We start from the raw sequence: 22,188 nt of genomic DNA, 5'->3' as shown, positions 1-22,188 counted from the left end.
CGCTCCAAGGCGCTCGCCCCAAACTGGCCGACTTTTGCTCCGCCACAATGGCCGAATTTTACTCCGCCGTTGACACCCAAGAGGCCTTTGCGGCAAGATACTTGGCCATGTTCGCCTCGGCACCGCAATTGGCGTCGGCATCATAGAGCGTGCAGGCCCTTTGGCGCATCAGGTTGGCCGCTTCGATTTCGATGAAGGCCTCGGCAATCGGGAACTGGACCCCCTGATTCTGGCCGATGGGACGGCCAAAGACCTGGCGTTCGCCGACATAATCGACGGCCCGGTCGGTGAACCAATAGCCATCGCCGATACACTCCGCCGCGATCAAGGTGCGTTCCGCGTTGAGGCCGGTCAGTATGTATTTGAAGCCCTTGCCCTCTTCGCCGATCATGTTTTCCTCGGGGATTTCGAGATTGTCGAAAAACAGTTCGTTGGTCTCGTGATTGACCATGTTGGAAATGGGCTTCACGTCCATGCCGGACTTCATGGCCTCGTGGACATCGACCAGGAAAATCGACATGCCCTCTGACTTCTTCTTCACCTCCGAAAGCGGAGTCGTGCGCGCCAGCAAGATCATCAAGTCGGAATGCTGGACGCGGGAGATCCAGACCTTCTGACCGTTCACGACGTAGCGGTCGCCGTTCTTGACGGCTGTGGTTTTGAGCTTGGTCGTGTCGGTCCCGGTGGTGGGTTCCGTGACCGCCATCGACTGCAGCCGCAACGCGCCCGACGCCAGTTTCGGCAGGATGTCCTGTTTCTGCTTTTCCGAGCCATGTCGCACCAGCGTGTTCATGTTGTACATCTGGCCGTGGCATGCGCCCGAGTTCCCACCGGCGCGGTTGATTTCCTCCATGATGACAGAGGCTTCGGTCAGTCCCAGGCCCGATCCGCCGTATTCCTCTGGGATCAGCGCGGCCATCCATCCCGCTTGGGTCAGGGCGTTTACGAAGTCTTCCGGGTAGGCGCGGTCTTCGTCCACCTTGCGGTGGTAGCTGTCCGGGAACTCGGCGCAAAGAGCGCGTATGGCGTCGCGGATATCCTGGTGTTCGTCAGTGCGCTGTTTGTACATCGGGGCCCCTATTCGCCAAAACTGTTTTCGACGCGATTTTGCGTGTCGTGGGCGCCAGTTCAAATATCGGAAATGGATCGGTGTTATAGGTTGGTTGAATACCGGGCAAAGCGGATCCCCGCGTCGCCGCGGCCCTTGAGCGGACATCAAGGGGCATGCGGCAGCCTGGCCCTTCTCAGGCGCGCGAACTGCCGCAGCGCCTTTGACCAAAGACACGAACTATGAAGGGTGGTTTACTGCCGTTAATGGGCCCTGAGCCTAGGCTCAGGGCCCATTATTCCTGCACCACTGGTTTGACAGAATTATTGTCTGCTCACGAGCAATGCTGCCGCAATAGTGGTTCTATTTCAAAGCATTGAGAGGCAAGCAGGAGGAAATTCCGTCAAATCCGACGGACGCCAAATCCACTTCATCTCAGCGTCTTGGCGCGCTTGCGAATAGACCCACTATGCACGGCGCGCACCAAACCTCTGATATATCGTGGATTTGGCGCCAGTAGAGTAGAATTAGTGGGCCCTGAGCCTAGGCCAGCACGGAGTCCAGGACGCTTTTCACCACTTTTTGGCGCAGCTGGCTTTGTCCATCTTTGGAAAACAGCGCATCGCCAAAGTTCACGGAAAACGTCGCGCGGTTTGAGACATTGAAGAAGGACATCGCACTGATCTGCCAGTGAAGCGTCAACGGCGAGGCATCGGTGCGAAACACGCCCGCTTTCTTGCCGGCCTCGCAGATCCGGGTGATCTGTTCGATGGCGGGGGTGTTGGTTGCGCTCAGCGACTCGCTTTCGATCATATGGCGGCCGTTGTGGATGTTTTCGATCATGACCAGACGGATGAAGTCCTCGTTGGCCTGGTGATGATCGAAGGTGAACTCGACAAGCCGCTGCAGGGCCTCGACGGGGGGAAACCCATCCAGGTCCAGCTCGGCTTCGGCGGCACGAACGCTCCGGTAGGCCTCTTCCAGAACCGCGCGATAGAGCCCCTCTTTGTCGCCAAAATAGTAAAAGATCATACGCTTCGAGGTCTGCGTTTGATCGACGATATTCTGCACCCTTGCGCCTGCAAGACCGTGTTTGGCGAATTCCTTTCTGGCGGCGCGCAGGATGTCTGCGCGCACGGCCTCCGGATCCTGCTTCCAGCTTCTAGGCTGCTTTTTTTGATTTTTATCCAAGGCTTGCGTCTTTCTGGTCGATCATTGGCCGGTCTGTTGCCAGCGCAGTTTAGACAATTAACCCGGTGGTTCAAGCAGTGCTATTTAACCGCACGGTACAAAACCCTTGACCTAATTAACCGCTTGGTTCAAATATCGTGGACCATCGAATCCTCAGGGCCGCTTTGGGAGGGGACCCGTCCGTGCACGCTCAACAAGATTGCAACGCCGCAAAGACCCAGCAGATCGAGGTTGGCCTCGTCGGCCGTGGCATTTCGAAGTCGCGCACCCCTTCCATGCACATGGCCGAGGCCAGGGCGCAGGGTCTCTCCTGTGCCTATCGCCTGCATGACATGGATGATCCGACTTATGCGAATATGTCTCTGGCCGGGCTGCTGGACCGGTTGGAAGCCGAGGGCTATGCCGGTCTCAACATCACCTTTCCGTATAAGATCGAGGTCATCGATCTGCTGGCAGAGCTGTCGCCCAACGCAAGCGCCGTTGGCGCGGTCAACACCGTCGTGTTCCGGGATGGGAAACGCTATGGTCACAACACGGATCTTTGGGGGTTTGCCGAAGGGTTCCGGCGTGAATTTGGCACCGAGCCTCAAGACCACGCCCTGTTGCTGGGGGCAGGCGGGGCCGGAGTGGCGGTGGCACATGCGCTGATCGACTGTGGTGTGAAACGGCTGTCGATCTACGACACGGACCAGAACCGTTCCACTGCCCTGGCCCGCCAGGTGATGCGCAACCGCCCCCAGTGCATGGCGCAAAGCGTGCCTGACCTGGACGCGCTTGTCGCCCAGGACCCCCCAGACGGGATTGTCAACGCCACGCCCATGGGCATGGCCAAACTGCCCGGCTCGGCCTTTCCGATCCGCCTGCTGACGTCGCAGATGTGGGTCGCTGATATCGTCTATTTCCCGCTTGAGACAGAGCTGTTGCGCGCGGCGGCAGAGCGGGGGTGTCGCACGCTCAAGGGCTCGGGAATGGCCGTTTTCCAGGCGGTGCGCGCGTTCGAACTTTTCACCGGTCGGCCTGCCGACCCCAACCGAATGAAGGCAACATTCGACGCCTTCGATCAATAATCCTGCAGTTTCGCAGGGCAAAAAGCGTTAAAGGGAGGAAAACCATGACGTTTAAGATCACCAAAGTTGCTGCAGCCGCAGCACTGGTCCTGGGCCTGGCTTCGGCCGCACAGGCGCAAACCCTGCGCCTGGCGCATGTGGATCCGGATGAATGGACCGCATCCAAGAAAGGCTCGGCTGCGCATATCTTCAAGAATATCGTCGAAGGCGAAACCGGGCTGACCGTCGAGCTGTTCCCGGCCGGCGCGCTGGGCAACGAGACCGAGCTGGTCGGTCAGGCGCAAGAAGGCCTGACCCAGGTTGTGATCGTCTCGGGTGCAATGTCGAAAGCCTGCCCCGCGGCTGGCGTTCTGGACATCCCCTATACCTTCTCCTCGGCAACCATCGCCTGGGACGTGCTGGACGGTGAGTTTGGCGACGCGCTGGCCGAGCATTGCCTGGAGCAGACCGGCCTGCGCACGCTGGCCTATGGTGAAACCGGCTTCCGCAACTTCACCAACGGCACCCGCGAGATCCGCACCCCGGCGGATATGGAAGGTCTGAAGTTCCGCGTTCAGCCGATTCCGCTCTATGTGGAAATGGTCAAGGGCCTGGGCGGCGAGCCGACCCCGATCGCCTGGACCGAACTGCCCAACGCCCTGTCCACCGGCGTTGTCGACGGCCAGGAAAACCCCGTCGGCACCATCTACAACAACGGTCTGCACAAGCTGCAGAAATACATGACCCTTGACGGTCACGTTTATGCCGCCGACTTCATCCTGATCTCGGACGAGTTCTATCAGTCGCTGTCTGCTGCCGAGCAGGCCGTGGTCTCCAAGGCCGCCCGGGTGGCCGGCAATATGGGCCGTTCGATCCAGCAGTGGGGCACCGCCGAAGGCGTGTTGAAGGTGCAGGAAGAGGGTATGCAGGTCTATTCCCCGACCGCCGATGAAATCGCGATGTTTGCCGAGAAAGCTCAGCCCGCCGTGGTAGAGTATCTGCGCGGCGAACTGGGCGATGATGCGGTCTGGATCGATCGTCTGCAAGACGCGGTCGCCGCGGCCAAGTAAGCTGAAAACCAACCGGGCGCGCCTCTGGGCGCGCCTGACACTGCGTATGGGCGAGCCAATGGACAAGTTCACCACTGCGGCGAAACGTTTCTTTGCTTTTGGAGCCGGGCTCTCCATGGCACTGGTTTTCGTCATCATCTTCGTCAACGCCCTGCGTCGCTACACGATGGGTAAATCGATCGCCTGGGGTGAGGAGCTGCCGATCTACCTGACGATCTACGGGGTCATGTTCGGCATCGCCTATGCCTATATGTCCGACAGCCACATTCGGTTTTCCATCATCGCCGACATGCTGTCGCAGCGCTTGCGTCACTGGCTGTTCGTGGCCTCTGACCTGTTGGCCTTCGCCACCGGCGTTGTCCTGGCCTTTGCCGGTCATGCCTTTGCCCTGCGGCGCGGGCATATCGACAGCTCCGGCCTGAAATCCGCCGCCAATGCCCTGGCCGAGACCACCGGCATCCCGCTGCTGGAATGGATTGGCAAGCTGGGCACCTGGCAATACGCCATTGCCATCGGGGGCGTGCTCTTGGCCGTTGCCGCCGCCCTGAAATTGTTGCAACGCCTGCGCACCGCCAAGATGGGGAACCTCTGATGGTCTATGCAATCCTGATCACCTGCCTTGTGGTTGGCGCACCGATCTTCATTGCGATTGTCGCGGCGCTGCTGAGCTTCATGGCCATGAACGATGCCCCCTACACGATCCGCATCGTCGCCACCGAGATTTTCCGAAGCCTCAACTCATTCCCGCTTCTGGCCATTCCCTTGTTTGTGCTGGCTGGGGAGCTGATGAACGAGAGCGGCATTACCGGCCGTATCATCGCCTTTGCAAACGTCCTGGTGGGGCGGATGCGCGCGGGCCTGGCCATGGTCAATATCTGGGCCTCGGTGATCTTTGCCGGCCTGTCCGGTTCTGCCGTGGCGGATACCTCGGCCATCGGCCGCGTCTTCATCCCGGAGATGGAGAAACACGGCTATGACCGCAGCTTTGCCGCGGCGCTGACGGCTGCCTCTTCGGTGATCGGGCCGATCATTCCGCCCTCTATCCCGGTGATCATCTATGCGCTGATCGTATCAGGCGTTTCCGTGCCCGCGCTGTTCCTGGCCGGTGTGGTGCCCGGCCTGCTGTTGGCCGTCTTCCTGTCGGCCTATGTCATGTTGACGGTCAAGGTCGCCGATCCCGGTGCGGCAAGCGAATTGACACGCGTGCCGTCGGGCGTTGCCCTGCGCCAGGGCATCCTGCCGCTGTTGATGCCGGTGTTCGTGGTGGGCTCGATCCTGATGGGGATTGTCACCCCGACCGAGGCGGCCGCCTTTGCCGTCGCCTATGCGCTGGTGCTTGGGGTGTTCGTCTATCGCAAGATCGCCCTAAATGCCTTGCCCCGCCTGTTTGCCGAAGCCATGCGCGACAGTTCGGTCATCCTGATCATCATTGCCGCCGTGGGCGCTGGCAACTGGCTGCTGACCTATAACCGCGTTCCCAACATGCTGACGGATTGGGTGCTGGGCAACGTCGATGGCAAGACCACCTTCCTGCTGGCCGTCATCGTGCTGTTCCTGTTCGTCGGTTTGTTTCTGGAGGGCATCGCCGCCATGCTGGTGCTGGTTCCGATCCTGCACCCGATTGCGGTCTCCTTGGGGGTCGATCCGATCCATTTCGGCATCCTGGTGATCTTCAACCTCATGATCGGGCTGATCACGCCCCCGCTTGGGCTGTGTCTATTCGTGGCCGAGGGGGTCGCGCAGGTCGGGATGGCGCGCCTGACCCGGGCGATCCTGCCCTTCTTCCTGGTCGAGGTGCTGGTGCTGCTGATCCTCACCTTCGTGCCCGAGACCGTCATCTGGCTGCCGCGCGCCCTCGGCTACTGAGGCCGATCAATACCAAGAAGGTTCTGAGACATGAAAACCGCGATTGCCACCGTTTCGATCTCTGGCACATTGACCGAAAAGCTAGAGGCGATAGCCGCCGCCGGCTTTGATGGGGTCGAGATTTTCGAACAGGACTTCATTGCCCATGACGGCAGCCCCCGCGAGGTGGGGCGGATGATCCGCGACCATGGTCTGGAGATCTCGCTGTTCCAGCCATTCCGCGACTTTGAATGCCTGCCCGAGCCGATGCGCTCCAAGGCTTTTGACCGGGCCGAACGCAAGTTCGACATCATGCAGGAACTGGGCGCCGATCTGGTGCTGATCTGCTCCAGTGTCCACCCGGCCTCCTTGGGCGGGATTGACCGCGCGGCGGATGACCTGGCGGAGCTGGGCGAACGCGCCCGGACACGGGGGCTGCGGGTCGGCTATGAAGCCCTGGCCTGGGGCAAGAACGTCAACGATCACCGCGACGCCTGGGAGATCGTGCGCCGTGCCGACCACCCCAACATTGGCCTGATCCTGGACAGCTTCCATACGCTGGGCCGGGGGCTGGATCCCAAGTCGATCCGCGCGATCCCTGGCGAGAAGATCTTTTTCGTCCAGTTGGCGGATGCGCCGCTGATCGAGATGGACCTGCTGTACTGGTCCCGTCACTTCCGCAACATGCCCGGCGAAGGCGACTTGCCGATTACCGATTTCATGCGGGCTGTGATGGCGGCGGGCTACCAGGGGCCGATCAGCCTTGAGGTGTTCAACGACCAGTTCCGCGGCAACAATGCACGTATGGTTGCGCAGGATGGCTACCGGTCGCTGATCGCCCTGATGGATGATGTGAACCGGGCCGAGCCCGGCATCGTGGCGGATCCGCTGGATATTCCCGCGCGGGTCTCGGTCGATGGGGTGGCATTCGTGGAATTCGCCGCGCGGGGCGAGGATCACGAAGCTATTTCGGCCTTGCTGCGCTCACTTGGATTTGCCCGCGTCGGACAGCACCGCAACAAGCAGATCGACTTGTGGCAACAAGGGGAGGTCCGCTTTGTCGTGAATGCGGACACCGAAGGCCACGCTGCGCATGCCTGGAATACCCGCGGTCTCTGCGTCTGCGATATCGGGCTGAAGGTGCCCTCGGCCAGGGACACGGTTGCCCGCGCCTCGGCCCTGGGCGTCCGGACCTTTGAACAGCCTCTTGGCCCCGGGGAACTGGACATCCCCGCCATCCGTGGCCTGCATGGATCGGTGTTGCATTTCATCGGGGATGAGGCCGATTTGGCGCGTGTCTGGGATATTGAATTCGTGGCCACCGATGAAACCGCGCCCGAACAGCCGATATTGCGGAGCATTGACCACCTGGCGCAGACCATGAGCTATGAAGACATGCTCAGTTGGACGCTGTTTTACACGGCGCTGTTTGACATGCAGAAGTCTCCGATGGTGGACGTGATCGATCCCGATGGCATTGTGCGGAGCCAGGTTGTCGAGAATGCGGAAGGGGCGCTGCGCGTGACCTTGAATGGCGCCGAGACGCACCGCACCCTGGCCGGGGAGTTCCTGACCAAGAGTTTTGGCACGGCTTTTCAACATATCGCGCTGCAATGCGACGACATCTTTGAAACCGCTGCGGCCCTTGAAAAGATCGGTTTTGACTCCCTGCCGATGCCTGAAAACTACTATGCCGATCTGGCGGCGCGGTTTGACCTGAGCGATGTCTTGCTCGGCAAGATGCAGGCGGCAAATATCCTCTATGAAGAGGAGAATGGCGCGGCCTTTTTCCAGCTGTATTCCCGCAGCTTCGCCGGCGGAATGTTCTTTGAGATCGTCCAGCGCGATCCGCGTTTCAAGGGCTTTGGCTCATTGAATGCGCCCTTCCGCATCGCCGCACAAAAGCGACTGGGGCGGACCAAGGGCATGCCGCAAAGCTAATCCACGAACAGCAAGTCTGATAAACCCATGTCCAACGCAACCGTGTTCATTCTGAACGGTCCCAACCTCAATCTCCTGGGGCAACGCCAACCCGAAATCTATGGCTTCCTGACCCTCAAGGATATCGAAGCCGCCTGTCAGGACATCTGTGACCAGAACGGCTTGGACATGGTGTTTGCCCAAAGCAATCACGAAGGCGAACTGGTTGACCTGATCCACCGCGCGCGCCTTGAAGCGGATTGCATCATCATGAACCCCGCCGCCTATACGCATACATCGGTGGCCATCCGCGATGCCTTGGCGACGTTTGACAAGCCGATCTACGAGGTTCACCTGTCAAACGTTCACCAGCGCGAAGCCTTTCGGCATCATAGCTATGTGTCCGGCGTGGCGACGGGTGTGATCGCCGGTTTTGGTGCGTTTGGCTATAGCGCCGCGCTCTTGGCGTTTCTGGCCCGGGAATAGCCGCCCGAAAGTGCTGCTTATCGATTGCGGAACCTCCATGGCGCACTCCAGCGAATGCGAAAGATCTGGCAAGTCCCCAATAGCCGCCGCCCGGCAGGTGATGGCAGCCTCGGTGGACAATAGGATCCAGATCGGCGGCAACGATGCCTGGAAAACACCAGGTGCAACGCTTGGTCCAACGCGCGGCGCCGTGTTGTGCACATGATCTAAAACACCAACTCAAAGCAGAGTTGGAATGCTGCCTTTGCGGCGGCATTGTCGGTGTGCGCAGCAATCAATCTGATATCTGCCTGATGTGAGTTTCTCACAACTTCAAGCATTTGAATTGTTAATTATTTGTTAACCATGTGATCATCATATGCCCGTAAAAGTATAGTGAAAGGGCTATTATGGCTGACGTAATTCTCTCGAATCCACTGATTGACGACGCAAAAGACCCCTCGATGGTCATCCTGCCCTCGGGTGAGAAGATTGTGACCTTTGCATGGAACGATGGCACGGGATTTGCCATCTGGATGCAGCGTTTCGATGCAGCAGGTGCAACGATAAGCCTAGAGCGGGTCAGCACCGGAACGGTCAACCACAACGCGCTTCCCAAGATCGCCGTGGATGAAAATGACACGGTCGCCATCATCTGGGAGGCCACGGACGGCGGTCTGGAGGCCCGCTATTGGGATCTTCTTACCACTTCTTTCCCGGGTGACGTTTTCAGTTTCGGCCACAGGGATCCGGGCACCAACGCACCGCTCAATGCGGTCAAAGACCATTCGATTGTCGCAAATGACGGAGGTGGTTTCACAGCGGTTTGGGTGTCTAGCGTTGTCGATGGCAGCGGATATGCGGTTGTGGCACAGGATCTGCAGCCCGGAGGGACTTCGGGCGATCCCTTCGTCGTCAATACAGGCTATTCCGGCAGCCAGGACACGCCTGATGTGCTGATGCTTGGCAATGGCAGCATGCTTGTCACCTGGGCCTCGCCGAATGGCACTGGCGGCCAGGATGCAAACGATGGGATATTCGGGCAGATTTACCAACCGGACCCTAGCGGTAGCGGGAGTTGGATTCTCCAAGGCGCGGAATTTCACATCAACAGCACCGTCAACTATGTCCAAAGCGCACCGCAGGCCGTTGACCTCGGAAATGGTGAAGTCCTCGTCGCCTGGCTCTCGGAAACTGTCGGCATTCAATTTCAGCGCTTTGACTACAGTGACCCTTATCATCCGGGGGAAACTGTCGGTGTCGAAGGCACCTTTGATTGGCAGATGTCTGGAACCGCCAACCTGATCCTGGATGAGGCTGTAGCACTGGACAGCGATAGCGTCGCGGTCATGTGGCGGCACAAGACCACCGGAAACCTGTTTGTTCAGACCTTCGATCTGAATGGTAATCCGCTCACCGACCATGTCGAAATCGACACAACAAATACCAGCACCAATGGAGCCAAGTTCATTGCGGAGCTGGATCTGTTGCCCAGTGGCAATCTGCTGGTAACGGTCGAGAATTACTCCGGCGATATCTTTACGCATGAGGTGGACGCCACCCCGACATACGTCAATTACACAATGGACGGGGGCGACCCTTCGGTAGTGGTCCTCACCAGTGGCGAGCGCCTGGTCACCTTCACTGATGTGGAAGCTGGGCAAAGTGTCATCAAGGTGATCCGCTTCCCCGCGGACGGGTCGGATCCGCTCGCGCCGCAGACCATCAGCACCTCAGCCATCGGCAACAAGGCAAATCCAAAAATCGCCACCATAGGCAACAAGGTCATGGCCATTTGGGAAAGGCAGGATGGGGAGCTTGTCGCCCGCCTGTTGAACGATCAGGGCGTTGCTGAGGGCAGCGAAGTTCCATTTGGCCGGTGGGACCAATCTGGCCTGCCTGATCGGAACATTATTGATCACACACTTGTTGATCTGGGGAATGGTCAGGCAGTTCTGGTTTGGTCAGAAAACCACTTCCGCGACGGTCCTGACAATACTCAGACCGACATTGTCGCACAACGGGTCCAAATCTCGTCTTCCGGTCAATTGGAACTGGTCGATTCCACCCCGTTCAAAGTCAGCGAAGGCGTCAGCGGCAACTTCGAAGAGGCTGATGTGGCCAACCTCGGCAATGGCGGATTTGTCGTGACCTGGACTGAGTGGCCAAGCTCTCAGGTATTGACCAGGGTCTATTCGCTCGATGCAGGCGGGCAACTGGTCGCAGAAACGCCGCCGTTTGACATCAATACCACCGTCAATACCACCGTCGCCCAGGTTGATGCCCCTCATATCGTAGCCCTAGAAGATGGCGGCTACTATGCTGTGTGGATTTCCTACGACGAAGCCATGCGGTTCCAACGTTTTGACGCCAGTGGTGAAGAAGTCAGTTCGGGGAGTTTTGAGCAGGCCCAAGAAACGGACCACGGGGCCGTGATGGAAGTGGTTGCGCTGGAAGATGGCGGAATCGCGGTGATGTGGCGCGACGACAATGCCGTATATGGCAGTAGCAACGTCTATGTGCAAAGCTACGATCTGGACGGCTTCCCATTGACTGAAGCCACCCTAATTGTCTCTGGCAACGACAATGATGCGATAGGAGATCTTGATCAACTTCCCGACGGGCGGCTCGTCGTCACCTGGGAACATCAGGGCGCGATCGAGACCCAGATCATCGGCGCTCCGCCTGCCGCTGGGCTGCCGACTGAACTGGTCCCCACAATGCTGGAGGCCGCCGATCCGTCCTATGTCGTGATGGCAAACGGTGAGCGGATCCTGGTCTTCACCTCCGAAGACGTGGATGGTCATGGCATCTGGGTACAGCACTATTCGGCGGATGGTGTTCCGGACCAGCCGATCACCAAGATCAACCAAAATGAATCACATTTCTCATATGCAAACCCGGAAATCGCGGATGTCGGCGGCGTGCCAGTCGTCATCTGGGAAGACTATGATGGCGGATTGGTCGGGCGGCAATTGGGATCGGATGGGCATCCTGTTGGCAGCGAGTTCCTGATCGGCGCGCGCGACGACCAAAACAATAATGCGCCGCTTTTTGCTGCGTCAGATCACGAGGTAACAGCCTTGGGGGATGACAAATTCGTTGTCGTCTGGACCACCTCCCTGGAAGACGGCGCCAACACCGGCGTAAAGGCCGAGCTATTTGACCTTGATCCAAGCGGCGCTTCGTCTCCGGTGAGCCTCGATGAGATGATCGTCAACACCACGACACTCAGCAATCAACGGATCCCTTCCGTGACCGCCCTAAGCGACAGTCGTTTCGTGGTGACCTGGGAGTCTGGGCGTGGAGCCGATGTAATTGACTCCAACGGTGGAATTTTCGGGCAGATTGTCGACGTTGGGCTTGTCGGGGGCACCGGTCCAGGAACAGAGATGACGCCTTTCTCAGCAGAGTTCCACGTCAACACAACCACCAACAGCGTTCAGGAGGCCTCTCAGGTCGTTGTCCTGAACGATGATGGCGATTTCCTGGTGACATGGTTCTCCGAGCAGGTTGGCATTCAGGCCCAGAGACTTGATGCCACGGGGGAAGTCGAGGGAACCGAGATTAGCTTTGATTGGGACTTGTCCGGCACCAATTACATCACCTTTGACCAGGCAATCGCCCTGGAGGGAGGCGGTGTCGCTCTGATGTGGCGAAACGAAGCTTCGGACCACCTCTTCGTGCAGAGTTTTGATCTGTTGGGCAATCCGCTGAACGACCATGTGGAAATCGACACGTCGATCGGTTCTTCCGGCGACGGGTTCATTGCCGAGCTGGACCAACTCGACAACGGCCGTTTGATTGTGACCTGGGAAATCCGGGGGACCGGCAATATGGAATCGATTGTGCTGGCCGTGCCGCCCTCGGTGGAGACACAGGCAATGGCCAAACAATCGCTGCCAAACGACGCTATGCAGTTGGCGTCAGCACTGGCTGAGACCTTCGCTGGGGTAGCGGATGTCTTTGAGCTCGTGCCTTTGGAAGTCCCGGTGGGGGTGTCTGAATACGATGTGTTGCCAATGCGCGAGGCCCTCTTGGCAGAGGCCGGGAACCTCACCGAGAAGGGGGCTTTAACGCTATCAGACCACGCCACGGGCATCTTCTATGGTGAAGGCTACCACTGGCCCGATGACCTTCTGTAGGATCTGACCGCGCGCCATTCAAGAGATACGCCAAGGGGGTGGTCGCGCCCCTTGGCTGCTTGTGCGGCGAAAGTCGCTTTCGGGGTGCCGGACTCCAGTGTTTGGAGCCAATTGGACGAACCGGGAGAGCAAGTTTGAACGGTCTGCTTTCTCTGCAAATCCACCTGCGCCGAGGTTGCTGCCAGGGCGATGTTTGGCGCCTGGGCCTTGTGGCTTCGATGGTTCCTAGACTGCCAGCACGGTCTCTCTTCATCATCTCTTGCAGGCGCATGTGGCCGATTTGGACAACGGAGCAGAAGAGATGAGTACAGGGCTGCCATCGGTTTGAACGATTGCCCGAACAGCTGAGAAATACAGCTGCCAGACAGGTTTCATCACGGCATTCCATCACCTGGCTTTGCAGGGCATCACATCAGCGCGGTAACCTTTTTCCAATGGTTGTCGGGCACCAGCACCGGATCTAGGTGTCGACGAGGAACACCAGGGATGCGCACCTCCGGGTCGGCCGCGATTGCCTCGGCTATACGGCGCATCCTTGTGGCAAGACCATCGGCGTGGGCCCTGGGGTCGATCAGAATGTAGAATTGCCCCAAGTCATGCGGCGGGCCATCCGGCAGTTTGAGCCCCTTCACGTCCAGCGAGTTGACGGAACCGGTCAGTCCGGCGGCCAGCACCTCGACCAGAAGCCCCAAAGCCCAGCCCTTGTAATCCGCCGCCGAGACAAGTGCACCACGCAAGGCAGCCTCGGGATCGGTCGTGGGATTGCCGCCCGAATCCACGGCCCAGCCCAGGGGAATCTGTTCTCCCGCAGCCTTGGCCATCGTGATCTTTCCAAGCGCCACCGCGGCGGTCGAGAAGTCTGCGTGCAATGCGGGTTCACCATCCCCCGGTATGGTCATGGCAATCGGATTGGTGCCCAGAACAGGCGTCTTGCCACCAGGCCCGGCAACGATCGCAGAGGCGTTGGTCATGCCGATCCCGACCAATCCCTGCGCGGCGAGTTGTTCTGTAAAATAGCCCAACGAGGTACAGGTATGCGCGTGGCCAACCGCCAGCGTGGCGATGCCGTTTTCATGCGCAGCGGCCAGCGCCTTCGGCAGGGCTTTGGCAAAGGCCGGCTGAGAAAATCCGAATTGCGCATCCACCATGACCACACCGGGACGCGTGACGGATACCACCGGCTCTGCCTGACCGTTCACGCGCCCGCTGCGCAGCTGAAGGCAGTAGCTTTCGAGGTAATAGAGCCCGCAGATGACATTGCCGGTCTGTTCGGCTCGGGCAACGGCCCTGGCGACCTCCGCTGCCTGCCAAGGTCCGGCACCGTGGGCCTCCAAGGCAGCTCTGCTCGTCTCCTGGATTTCGGCAACAGATACTTTTGCCATCAGGTCTCTCCTCGCTGTCTATCTGTCTGGTCCGGCCCCGGAGGCGCGTGATTGCGTGGTTTCAGGCACAAGCAGCCGCGACGCCAGGTCTTCCAATGCGCCCCATGCGTCTTCCTTCACCGGGCGACTACGCCAATCGGCGGGCCGCATGTCTTCCGCTTCGATACTGCGCGCCAGGTCGACCCGCGCGATGGGCCCGGGCAATTCCCCACAAAGCGATACCCCTGCTGGCCCGCACCGGGCCGCCCCGCCAGGCCAGCGCAGATCCCAGTACCCGCCTTCCGCCAGTGCGAAGCCGAGCAACAACAGCGGCGCGGCCGTGTCGCCTAAGGCCACATCGCTCGTTGGCGGGGCATCCAGCAGCGCCACCATCTCTGCCAGTCCGCAGGCCGGTGCCCCCTTTGCCTTCGAGCAAGGACAGCTGCGCGGCGTCGCCAGCAGGTCGGCCACGGCCTCTGCCCCGGGCAACCCGTGGGCAGAGAGAAGCCTCGCGGCCAGCCCGGCTTCCTCGGCCATTCCCCAGGGGCATCCCGCGCCCCGGACCGCCTTTGTACAGGTCGTCGTGATCTCGGACAGTGTGCGGATTTCACTCATGCCTCTGCCTCCGCCGCGGGGAGGCACCAATCGTCTTCCGGCAACTGGTGCAATTCATCCGGAAATGGCGCGTTCTGGTACATGGTAATGCGCACCCAACGGTCGGACCGCGGATCGAAACCTGTGGCTCCGAAAAAGGCCAGCTTGCAGCGCAATATGTCGATGGGCAGCAGGTCGGCTGCGATCAGGTTGTCGCGGATTTCGCCATATGGCGCGGATTTCGCCATCTGCACCCGCCGTACGGCGCGGCGATGTTCTGGCTGGAGGCGCAGAAAGGCCGCCACGGTTTCGCCTGGGGGGCGGCTGTCCAACGCGCCTGCCAGCTCTGACACTGCACGTCCGATGCCCAAAGGCTGCTCGCGCTCTGCGCCGGGCTCCGTGTGCCGCTCTCCAAGCCGGGGTTCCAGCTTTGCTTCCGACACGTACCAAAACCGCGCGCAGGCCTCAGGAGATGTGTAATCAGGTGTCAGTGCCCAGTCGAACTGCTTTGCAATCAGCGTATTGAGCTCCGACACGGTCATGGCGCCGGCAATGCGGGCGCTCTTGCGCTCCTGCGCGCCCATTTGCTCGGCCAGGTCATCCACATAGGCGCCATGCGGTTCCAGAATGAGGGAAAGCAGCAATTCCTGTCCCTCCACCGAAAGGGTGCGCATGGCCCAGTCCCATAGCTTGGCCCAGGGCGTTGCAGCCTCCAGAGCCCCCTTGGCGATATGCGCCCGCAAAAGCACCAGATCGGCAGAGAGGTCTGCCAGTTTCGCCCGCTGAATCGGGTGTTCGGAATGCCACCCCGTCAGCAGACGCGCAAAACCGCCCAGGGCGCGTTCAAAACTGGCACGGGTCCCGGGGGTGCTTTCGGGCAAAGCCCTGATCCGGGCGAGCGCGGTTTCCCGTGCAGTAATCCACGCGTTCAGCAGGGCCGGATGGTTCACGAGAAACGGTGCCATGCCAAGCCCGGTGGAATTGCCGATACCCAGGCTCCGCCGCAGGGCGGGGTGAAGTGTTGTTGCCCGTGCTCCGCCGCGTGCACGGGCCAGGTGCTCGACCAGATCGCAGACAAAGGCCCGGATCAGCCAGACCGCCAGCATTTCTGCTCGAAAAGGCCCGTCCATCAAGTCCCGGCCAGCCAGCGCCGTGTGGTCCGCCGCGCCGAACTTTCCCGAGCCGTAAACGGCAGTTGTGCGCATCAGATAGCCCACTTCGGCCAATCGCTCCGCATCCGGCTGTCGACCTGCCGCCAGTCTTTCAACCACGTGGGACCATAGGCGGGTCGACCGGTTGGCGCGCGAAAGAACCAGTTCGCGGTCGCTGACCCGGCCCGCCTCCTGTCGCGGGACATTGGCGGCCAGACGATCCAGATCTGCGGCAGAGACTTCGCCATCCATCAGGGCAAAGGTGGCGTCCCAGGCTTCCGCAATCACCCGGTCCGAGCGCAGGGCGTCCGGCAAGTCATGGGCGAAGGCAACGAGGCTGTAGCATTGTCCTTGCCCGCGGACACGATAGACAGCGCGGCCCACGCCCTGGGCGTCGATGTCCCATAGTGGACGATCCACCTGCCAACCGCCCTTGCGCAATCCCCGCAGCAGGACGCGCATGAAGCTCAACCGGGTCTGATGGGCAGACCCCAGACGCGACAGGCGCATGACCTCTGAGGCGGGGCGCAGACCGTTCATGGTGCAGGCCCAAACCCGGTTGCGAAGAAGCGCAACCAGTTTTCGCCCAGGATTCCGCGCACATCCGCTTCGGAAAACCCAACGCCGCGCAGCCCCTCTGCAAGTCCGGGGAAATCACGGTTGTCGCGGAAGAACTCCGGCTGTCTCGGGAAACCCGGCGCGGCGGCGGAGCCCTCGCCATAGTCGATGCGCTTGGTCCAGCGACCGACCCGCATCCACTCCACCACGCTGTCCGGCTGATCCTGGCAGAGGTCCGAACCGATCCCGATATGCTCTGCCCCCATAAGCTCTGCCGTATCGGCAATCATCCGGCAGAAGTCTTCGAGCGTACAGTCCGACCCGCCACGCAGATGATGGGGATAAAGCGAGAACCCCAGCATGCCGCCGGTTTCGGCCAGGGCCCGCAGCACGGTATCGGACTTGTTGCGCAACGCCGGGTGCCATCCTGCGGGATTTGCATGTGTAATCGCGATCGCCCGCGTGCTGTGTTCGATGGCCTCCAGAGTGGAGCGTTCAGCCGAATGGCTCATATCCACGACAAGGCCCACCCGGTTCATTTCCGCCACCACCTCACGGCCCATGCGGGTGAGCCCGGGGTCTTCAGCTTCGTAGCAGCCGGTCGCCAGCAAGGACTGGTTGTTGTAGCTCAACTGCATGAAACGCAATCCCAGGGTATGAAGGATTTCGACCAGGCCTATGTCATCTTCCATCGGGGCGGGTGTCTGAGCGCCAAAAATGATTGCCGTGCGGTTGGCGGCCTTTGCCGCGCGGATCTCCTCGGCTGTCCCCGCCCGAGTGATCAGATCGGGATAGGCCTCGAAGTGGCGGTTCCAGGTTTCAATATTGCTGACCGTTTCCCGGAACATCTCGTGATAGGCGATGGTAACATGGACAGCGTCCACCCCTCCTTCCCGCATTTGACGAAACACGGTCTCCGACCAATTGGCGTATTGCAGCCCGTCAATTTGCATCGCGCACCCTCCTGTTCACCCGAACATTAGGGCCAGACCCCGTTGATTTCTACGTTGCAGCGTGATTCACGTCTCGAAAATCGAGCGGTGAACAGGTCTGATCTCTTCTGGCTGACCTTTGCTGCGACTTGACCATTGGCGGCAATGCGCCGGAATCGGACTTCGCGACCTCCACCTTTTCCGCAGAACTGACATATCATGTTCTTGATAAGGAAAAACCTAGCGCGCTACGGGTGACATGGCATCCAGACGTGTTGGCCAGCCAATCAGTTCAGTCGGCACTTTCGCCAGATTTTGGAAATGCGACTGTGACACATAGCCCGGGAGAATTGTCGGACAGCGTGATGACGCCTCCATGCAGGTCTATGACCGCCTTGACCAGGCTCAGGCCAAGCCCGTTGCCCGGCGTCGTCCGGCTCTTTTCCACACGGTAGAACCGGCGAAATACCTTTTCTCTTTCCTGCTCGGGTATGCCTTTTCCGTTGTCGCAGACGGAAAAGAAAACCCGGCCGCTCCGTGCTGAAAGTACAACCTCTATGCGTGCGCTTGGTGGACAGTGGCGCAGGGCGTTTTCAATGACATTTGCCATCATCTGGGCCAGCAATTGCTGGTCGCCGAAAACACCTATTGGGTTTGGCCCGACGGTGAATGTCAGCACTTGCTGCTTTTCCTCGGCCACTACGCCATAGGCGTCTTCGATGCGGTCAAGAACGGCGATGAGATCAACCTGGGCGAAGTTTTCCTGGCGTGCGCCGGCTTCGATCTGCGAAATCCGCAGCAGCGCGTGAAAGGTCTCGATCAGATCGTCGGCCGCATCGATGGCCTTGTAGACCTCGTTGGCCAACGGCTCCGGCAATTCCGGTGATTGGCCGATCGCTTCCAGCCTTTGGCGCAGACGTTGCATGGGGGTACGCAGATCATGCGCGATATCGGCCGAAATCTGCTTCTGGCTTTCGACCAGTTTTTGCAATTGTCCCAGCGTCCTGTTGATCTCGCGCGACAACCGCGCCAGGTCGTCGGTATCATTGCCGATCAGTGCCACCCGGGCCTGCAGATCGCCCTGCGCAACATCGTCAAGAGTCGCGGTGACCTGCCGAAGCCGATGTTCCGTGCGGCGGCCGACAATAACGCCAACGCCGGCGCCGACCAGGAGCATGAACAGAAAACCGGCAATCAATCCGGCCCCGAGCCCCTCCAGCAATTCAGCCAGGAAATAGGTGCTTGTACCCAGAACCAGCGTGTCCGTGCCGAGCTCGACCTCGCGCAGAATATAGCCGAAGCCCTCGTTCCGGCTTGTCGCAACAAAGACGATGGCGGAGGCATCCACGTAGCCGGACGCCGTGTCTGCGGTGATGCGTTTCACATTTCCGGCAAGGGGACGCTCCTCCGCGTCCACCAGCAGGAAGATGCGGTGATCCTCGAAATTGAAGGCGCCATATGTCGCCAGCTGCGCAACAACCGCCTCCCTGCCGCCTTGGCGATAGGCTTCGAGGAAAACAGCCTCCTGGTCGGCGAGCTGTTCCCTGATCCATTTGGAGGTCTCGTAATCGGCCATTCTGTAGGCGGCAGCAAAGACCAGCGCGGCCAGCAGGGAATAGAGCAGGGCAAACCGCAGCGACAAGCGGACGGAGGTGGAGCGCCGCAAACGGCGCAAGAGCGGCGCCTTATCCATGCAGGCTGTAACCCGCACCGCGGATGGTGTGGATCAGCTCCCGTGCGAAGGGCTTGTCGATCTTGTTGCGCAGCCTGCTGATATGGGTTTCCACCACGCTGGTCTTGGGGTCGAAATGGAAATCCCAGACAGCTTCGAGCAGCATGGTGCGGGTCAACACCCGGTCCGCATTGCGCATGAGATACTCCAGCAAGCTGAACTCCCGCGGTTGCAGGTCGATCTGCGTGCCGCCGCGGCTGACCGTCCGCCGGACGAGGTTCATCTCAAGATCGGCCACGTGGAGAACGGTTTCCTCGGCTTTCAGCGGCGGGCGGCGCACCAGTGCTGCTAGGCGGGCGGACAGCTCCTGATAGGAGAACGGCTTTATCAGGTAATCATCCGAACCGGCCTTCAGGCCTTCAACCCGATCATCGATACCATCCAAGGCGCTGAGAAACATGATCGGGGTTTCGTTGCCGGCCCCGCGCACCGATTTGATCAGCGTCAGCCCGTCCAGCCCCGGCAGCATCCTGTCAAAGACCATGACGTCGTAATCATTGTCCAGGGCATTCAGGAACCCGTCTTTGCCATTGTCGCAATGGTCGACCGTATGCCCTTCAGCCCTAAGGCTGGTGGTGATGTAGTCAGCCGTCTCAGGATCGTCTTCGACAACAAGAACACGCATTCAGGAGCTTTCCAAAGGAGGGCGATGGCACTTTGCATACGCTCATTTTCCCGCCGGTCAAGCCGCCCGGAGATTACCGATTTGTATAGTTGCGACAAGCTTGGGGACACATGGGGCACCCTATCCATGGGCTGCACTTTGCAGCGGGACTTCAAGTCAGATGACGACAGCCACCTCTTTTTCGGCCACGGACCACAACCGAAACACCACAGAGCGGGCTCCATCGCGCGCAGATCAAAACGCCTCTGACGTCTCATTCCCCCGGGCCGCCAGGGACAGCGGCTATGCTTTGTTGCCCTTCGCGGCAGGCGGCATCCCCTGGACCTTCTCGGGCGTTCTGGCGGCGCTGGTTCTGCGGCGCCCGCGCCTTTCGCCTGTGGTGCTCAACCTCATTGTCGCCTCCTATATGATGCTGGTGTTCAATACCGTGTTCTGGGGGCATCTCGGCAGGCTGTTCGACGGCGCGCCGATGAACGTTTTGCTCTTTGCCTGTGCCGTCTGGATGCTGACCCTTTTCACCCTCAGCCCGTTTGCCTTGCCACGGGTGCAGCGCCCGGCTCTTGCCGGTCTCATCCTGCTTGCTGCGGCTGCCGCATGGTATCAGGATCATCTTGGCGCGGTGATCGACAAGCTGATGATTCAGAACGTCATGAATACGACTGTCGCTGAAACCCGCCAGTTGATCACGCTGCCCTATCTGCGCCATATGGCGCTCAGCGGTCTGTTGCCCGCCCTGTTGCTGTTCTGGCCGCGCATCACCTATCCGCCAGCGCGCCATTTGCTGTGGAAAATGCCGCTGACGGTGGTTGCCAGTTTCGTTTTGACCTTTGGGTTTCTCTTTATCAACCTCAAGGCAAACGTCTCGATCATCCGCGAACACCATGAGTTGATGGGCAGCTATCAGCCCGGCGCCACAATCGGCGCCATCGCGCGCTACGCGAAGATGGAGATCCGGGCCAGAAACACCGAAGTCGCGCCATTGGGGCAGGATGCGGTCAAGGGGCCTGATCTTCTGGCCGCGGAAAAACCCGTTCTGCTGGTCGTCTTCGTCGGAGAAACCGCGCGGGCGCAGAACTTTGGCCTCAATGGCTACACCCGGAACACGACGCCGGAACTGGCAAAGCTCGATATCCTGAATTTCAGCGACACGTCTTCCTGTGGAACATCGACCGCGGTTTCGGTGCCTTGCATGTTTTCCCCGTTTTCGCGCACGGACTACAGCCACCAGCGGTTCATGGGCAGTGAAAACCTGCTGGATGTGCTGCAGCATGCGGGTATCAATCCTGTCTGGATCGACAACAATACCGGCGATCAAAGAGTTGCCCGCCGCACCGGATCGCGCCGGATCGATGCCACCATCGGTTCTGCGGCCTGCGCCAGTGGAGAATGCACCGACCAGGCGCTTCTGGAGGCCCTGGAGCAGGAAATCGGCAGCATCAAGGAGGACACAGTTCTGGTCCTGCACATGATCGGCAGTCATGGGCCTGCCTATTACATGCGGTATCCGCAAGGGTTCGCGCCTTTTGACGGCGACTGCCGAACCGCTGAATTCGACTATTGCACGCAAGGCGAAATCACCAATGCCTACGACAACTCCATCGCCTACACCGATCACATCCTCGCCAGCGCCATCACACGCCTTCAGGAACAAGAACGGGTATTGCCCGCGATGATCTACCTCTCCGATCACGGGGAATCCCTTGGCGAGGCCGGTCTCTATCTTCACGCCGCGCCGATGTTCATGGCGCCTGAGGTGCAGACCAAGGTTCCCTTCCTGATGTGGCTGCCGCAACGTTTTCGCCAGGCCATGCAGCTTGATGGAGGCTGTCTGGACGATCTCACAAGACAACCGGTCAGCCAGGACAACCTGTTTCACACGGTTCTGGGGCTGATGGATGTCTCGACCTCCGTCCGAGAGCCATCCCTTGATCTCACCTCCACATGCCGCCCGGAAAGGTCCAGCACATGACAGCCAAGAAATCGCCGCATGCCCTCCGCACGCCAGAGATCCCGCACCCGGTGACCGGTGCTGCGCATTTCATTGCCGCTGCCCGCTATTCGCTGGCAGGATTTCGACGCCTCCTGGGCGAAGCCGCGGCCCGACAGGAGTTGGCGCTTGGTGCCATGGGCTTTGTTCTTGTCTTGTGGTTGGGCGCATCACTCATGCAGGTTGCGGCCCTTGCCATTCTCTTTGCGCTGCTCCTGGCGGTCGAAGCGCTCAATACCGCGATCGAGGTGCTGACCGACCGGATCTCTCCCGGGTGGTCGCTTGAGGCGAAACAGGCCAAGGATCTGGGATCCCTTGCGGTGGCGCTGCTGATCATTGCGAATGTCACATGTTTCGGGGTGATCGTTTTCTCCCTGTCTGCTTTGGGTCTGTAATGCGGATGGTTCAACAGATGTGGAGCCGCCAAAAAGAGCAATTTGAACCGGGGCCGAATGTCCCAAGTCAAGAGTTTGACCGGGCTCTGGCCCGTCTCGGCAAGGGATTTCGTGGCTGGTCAC

Annotated in this window: 17 protein-coding genes; 9 read left to right on the top strand and 8 right to left on the bottom strand. The window is 59.9% G+C overall.

Annotated features, from left to right (window positions below):
• Positions 1-58: 58 nt before the first annotated feature.
• A complete protein-coding gene (locus PXK01_RS19225; RefSeq protein ID WP_274861344.1) occupies positions 59-1,069 on the bottom strand; it encodes an acyl-CoA dehydrogenase family protein in 1,011 nt (336 codons plus the stop codon).
• Positions 1,070-1,591: 522 nt separating this feature from the next.
• Positions 1,592-2,185 carry a TetR/AcrR family transcriptional regulator gene (locus PXK01_RS19220; RefSeq protein ID WP_274861343.1) on the bottom strand — a complete coding sequence of 198 codons (594 nt, stop codon included), beginning with the start codon at positions 2,183-2,185 and terminating at the stop codon, positions 1,592-1,594.
• Positions 2,186-2,421: 236 nt separating this feature from the next.
• On the opposite strand from PXK01_RS19220, the gene PXK01_RS19215 reads away from it, so the two are divergent.
• The 7 genes from PXK01_RS19215 to PXK01_RS19185 all read left to right on the top strand — a co-directional run bounded on the left by PXK01_RS19215 (position 2,422) and on the right by PXK01_RS19185 (position 12,730).
• On the top strand, positions 2,422-3,306 hold the full coding sequence (locus PXK01_RS19215; RefSeq protein ID WP_274861342.1) for a shikimate dehydrogenase: 885 nt from the start codon (positions 2,422-2,424) through the stop codon (positions 3,304-3,306).
• Positions 3,307-3,350: 44 nt separating this feature from the next.
• Positions 3,351-4,355 (top strand): DctP family TRAP transporter solute-binding subunit, encoded by a 1,005-nt coding sequence (locus tag PXK01_RS19210; protein WP_274861341.1) that lies wholly within the window; start codon positions 3,351-3,353, stop codon positions 4,353-4,355.
• A 58-nt stretch (positions 4,356-4,413) separates the two neighbouring features.
• The gene (locus PXK01_RS19205; RefSeq protein WP_274861340.1) at positions 4,414-4,947 is read left to right on the top strand and encodes a TRAP transporter small permease; all 534 of its coding nucleotides are present in this window, start codon (positions 4,414-4,416) and stop codon (positions 4,945-4,947) included.
• Positions 4,947-6,221, top strand: coding sequence for a TRAP transporter large permease (locus PXK01_RS19200; RefSeq protein WP_274861338.1), 1,275 nt, complete (start codon positions 4,947-4,949; stop codon positions 6,219-6,221). Before PXK01_RS19205 ends, PXK01_RS19200 begins: the two co-directional genes overlap by 1 nt.
• 30 nt (positions 6,222-6,251) lie before the next feature.
• Positions 6,252-8,141, top strand: coding sequence for a bifunctional sugar phosphate isomerase/epimerase/4-hydroxyphenylpyruvate dioxygenase family protein (locus PXK01_RS19195; RefSeq protein WP_274861337.1), 1,890 nt, complete (start codon positions 6,252-6,254; stop codon positions 8,139-8,141).
• 27 nt (positions 8,142-8,168) lie between these two features.
• Positions 8,169-8,606, top strand: a complete 438-nt coding sequence (aroQ, locus tag PXK01_RS19190; protein ID WP_274861335.1) for a type II 3-dehydroquinate dehydratase — start codon at positions 8,169-8,171, stop codon at positions 8,604-8,606.
• A gap of 389 nt (positions 8,607-8,995) precedes the next feature.
• On the top strand, positions 8,996-12,730 hold the full coding sequence (locus PXK01_RS19185; protein WP_274861334.1) for a hypothetical protein: 3,735 nt from the start codon (positions 8,996-8,998) through the stop codon (positions 12,728-12,730).
• Positions 12,731-13,137: 407 nt separating this feature from the next.
• On the opposite strand, the gene PXK01_RS19180 is transcribed toward PXK01_RS19185, so the two are convergent.
• The 6 genes from PXK01_RS19180 to PXK01_RS19155 form a co-directional block, all read right to left on the bottom strand.
• Positions 13,138-14,112, bottom strand: coding sequence for an Ldh family oxidoreductase (locus PXK01_RS19180; protein WP_274861333.1), 975 nt, complete (start codon positions 14,110-14,112; stop codon positions 13,138-13,140).
• Between the two features lie 18 nt (positions 14,113-14,130).
• The gene (locus tag PXK01_RS19175) at positions 14,131-14,706 is read right to left on the bottom strand and encodes a DUF3726 domain-containing protein (RefSeq protein ID WP_274861332.1); all 576 of its coding nucleotides are present in this window, start codon (positions 14,704-14,706) and stop codon (positions 14,131-14,133) included.
• Positions 14,703-16,376: a hypothetical protein gene (locus tag PXK01_RS19170; protein ID WP_274861331.1), complete on the bottom strand. Its 1,674-nt coding sequence runs from the start codon at positions 16,374-16,376 to the stop codon at positions 14,703-14,705. The genes PXK01_RS19175 and PXK01_RS19170 overlap by 4 nt, the downstream gene beginning before the upstream one ends.
• Entirely contained in the window at positions 16,373-17,347 is a 975-nt protein-coding gene (locus PXK01_RS19165) for a membrane dipeptidase (protein ID WP_274861330.1), read from the bottom strand. Before PXK01_RS19165 ends, PXK01_RS19170 begins: the two co-directional genes overlap by 4 nt.
• A 271-nt stretch (positions 17,348-17,618) precedes the next feature.
• A complete protein-coding gene (locus PXK01_RS19160) occupies positions 17,619-19,001 on the bottom strand; it encodes a sensor histidine kinase (RefSeq protein ID WP_274861329.1) in 1,383 nt (460 codons plus the stop codon).
• A gap of 10 nt (positions 19,002-19,011) precedes the next feature.
• Entirely contained in the window at positions 19,012-19,683 is a 672-nt protein-coding gene (locus tag PXK01_RS19155) for a winged helix-turn-helix domain-containing protein (RefSeq protein WP_274861328.1), read from the bottom strand.
• A gap of 289 nt (positions 19,684-19,972) precedes the next feature.
• Here PXK01_RS19155 and PXK01_RS19150 point away from each other — a divergent pair, with 289 nt between their 5' ends.
• A complete protein-coding gene (locus PXK01_RS19150; protein WP_274861326.1) occupies positions 19,973-21,652 on the top strand; it encodes a phosphoethanolamine transferase in 1,680 nt (559 codons plus the stop codon).
• Positions 21,649-22,065: a diacylglycerol kinase gene (locus tag PXK01_RS19145; RefSeq protein WP_274861324.1), complete on the top strand. Its 417-nt coding sequence runs from the start codon at positions 21,649-21,651 to the stop codon at positions 22,063-22,065. Before PXK01_RS19150 ends, PXK01_RS19145 begins: the two co-directional genes overlap by 4 nt.
• Positions 22,066-22,188: the final 123 nt, after the last annotated feature.

The sequence above is a fragment of the Phaeobacter sp. PT47_59 genome, assembly GCF_028890025.1.
Taxonomy (GTDB): Bacteria; Pseudomonadota; Alphaproteobacteria; order Rhodobacterales; family Rhodobacteraceae; genus Phycobacter.
This window is presented reverse-complemented; position numbering and strand designations above follow the sequence as displayed.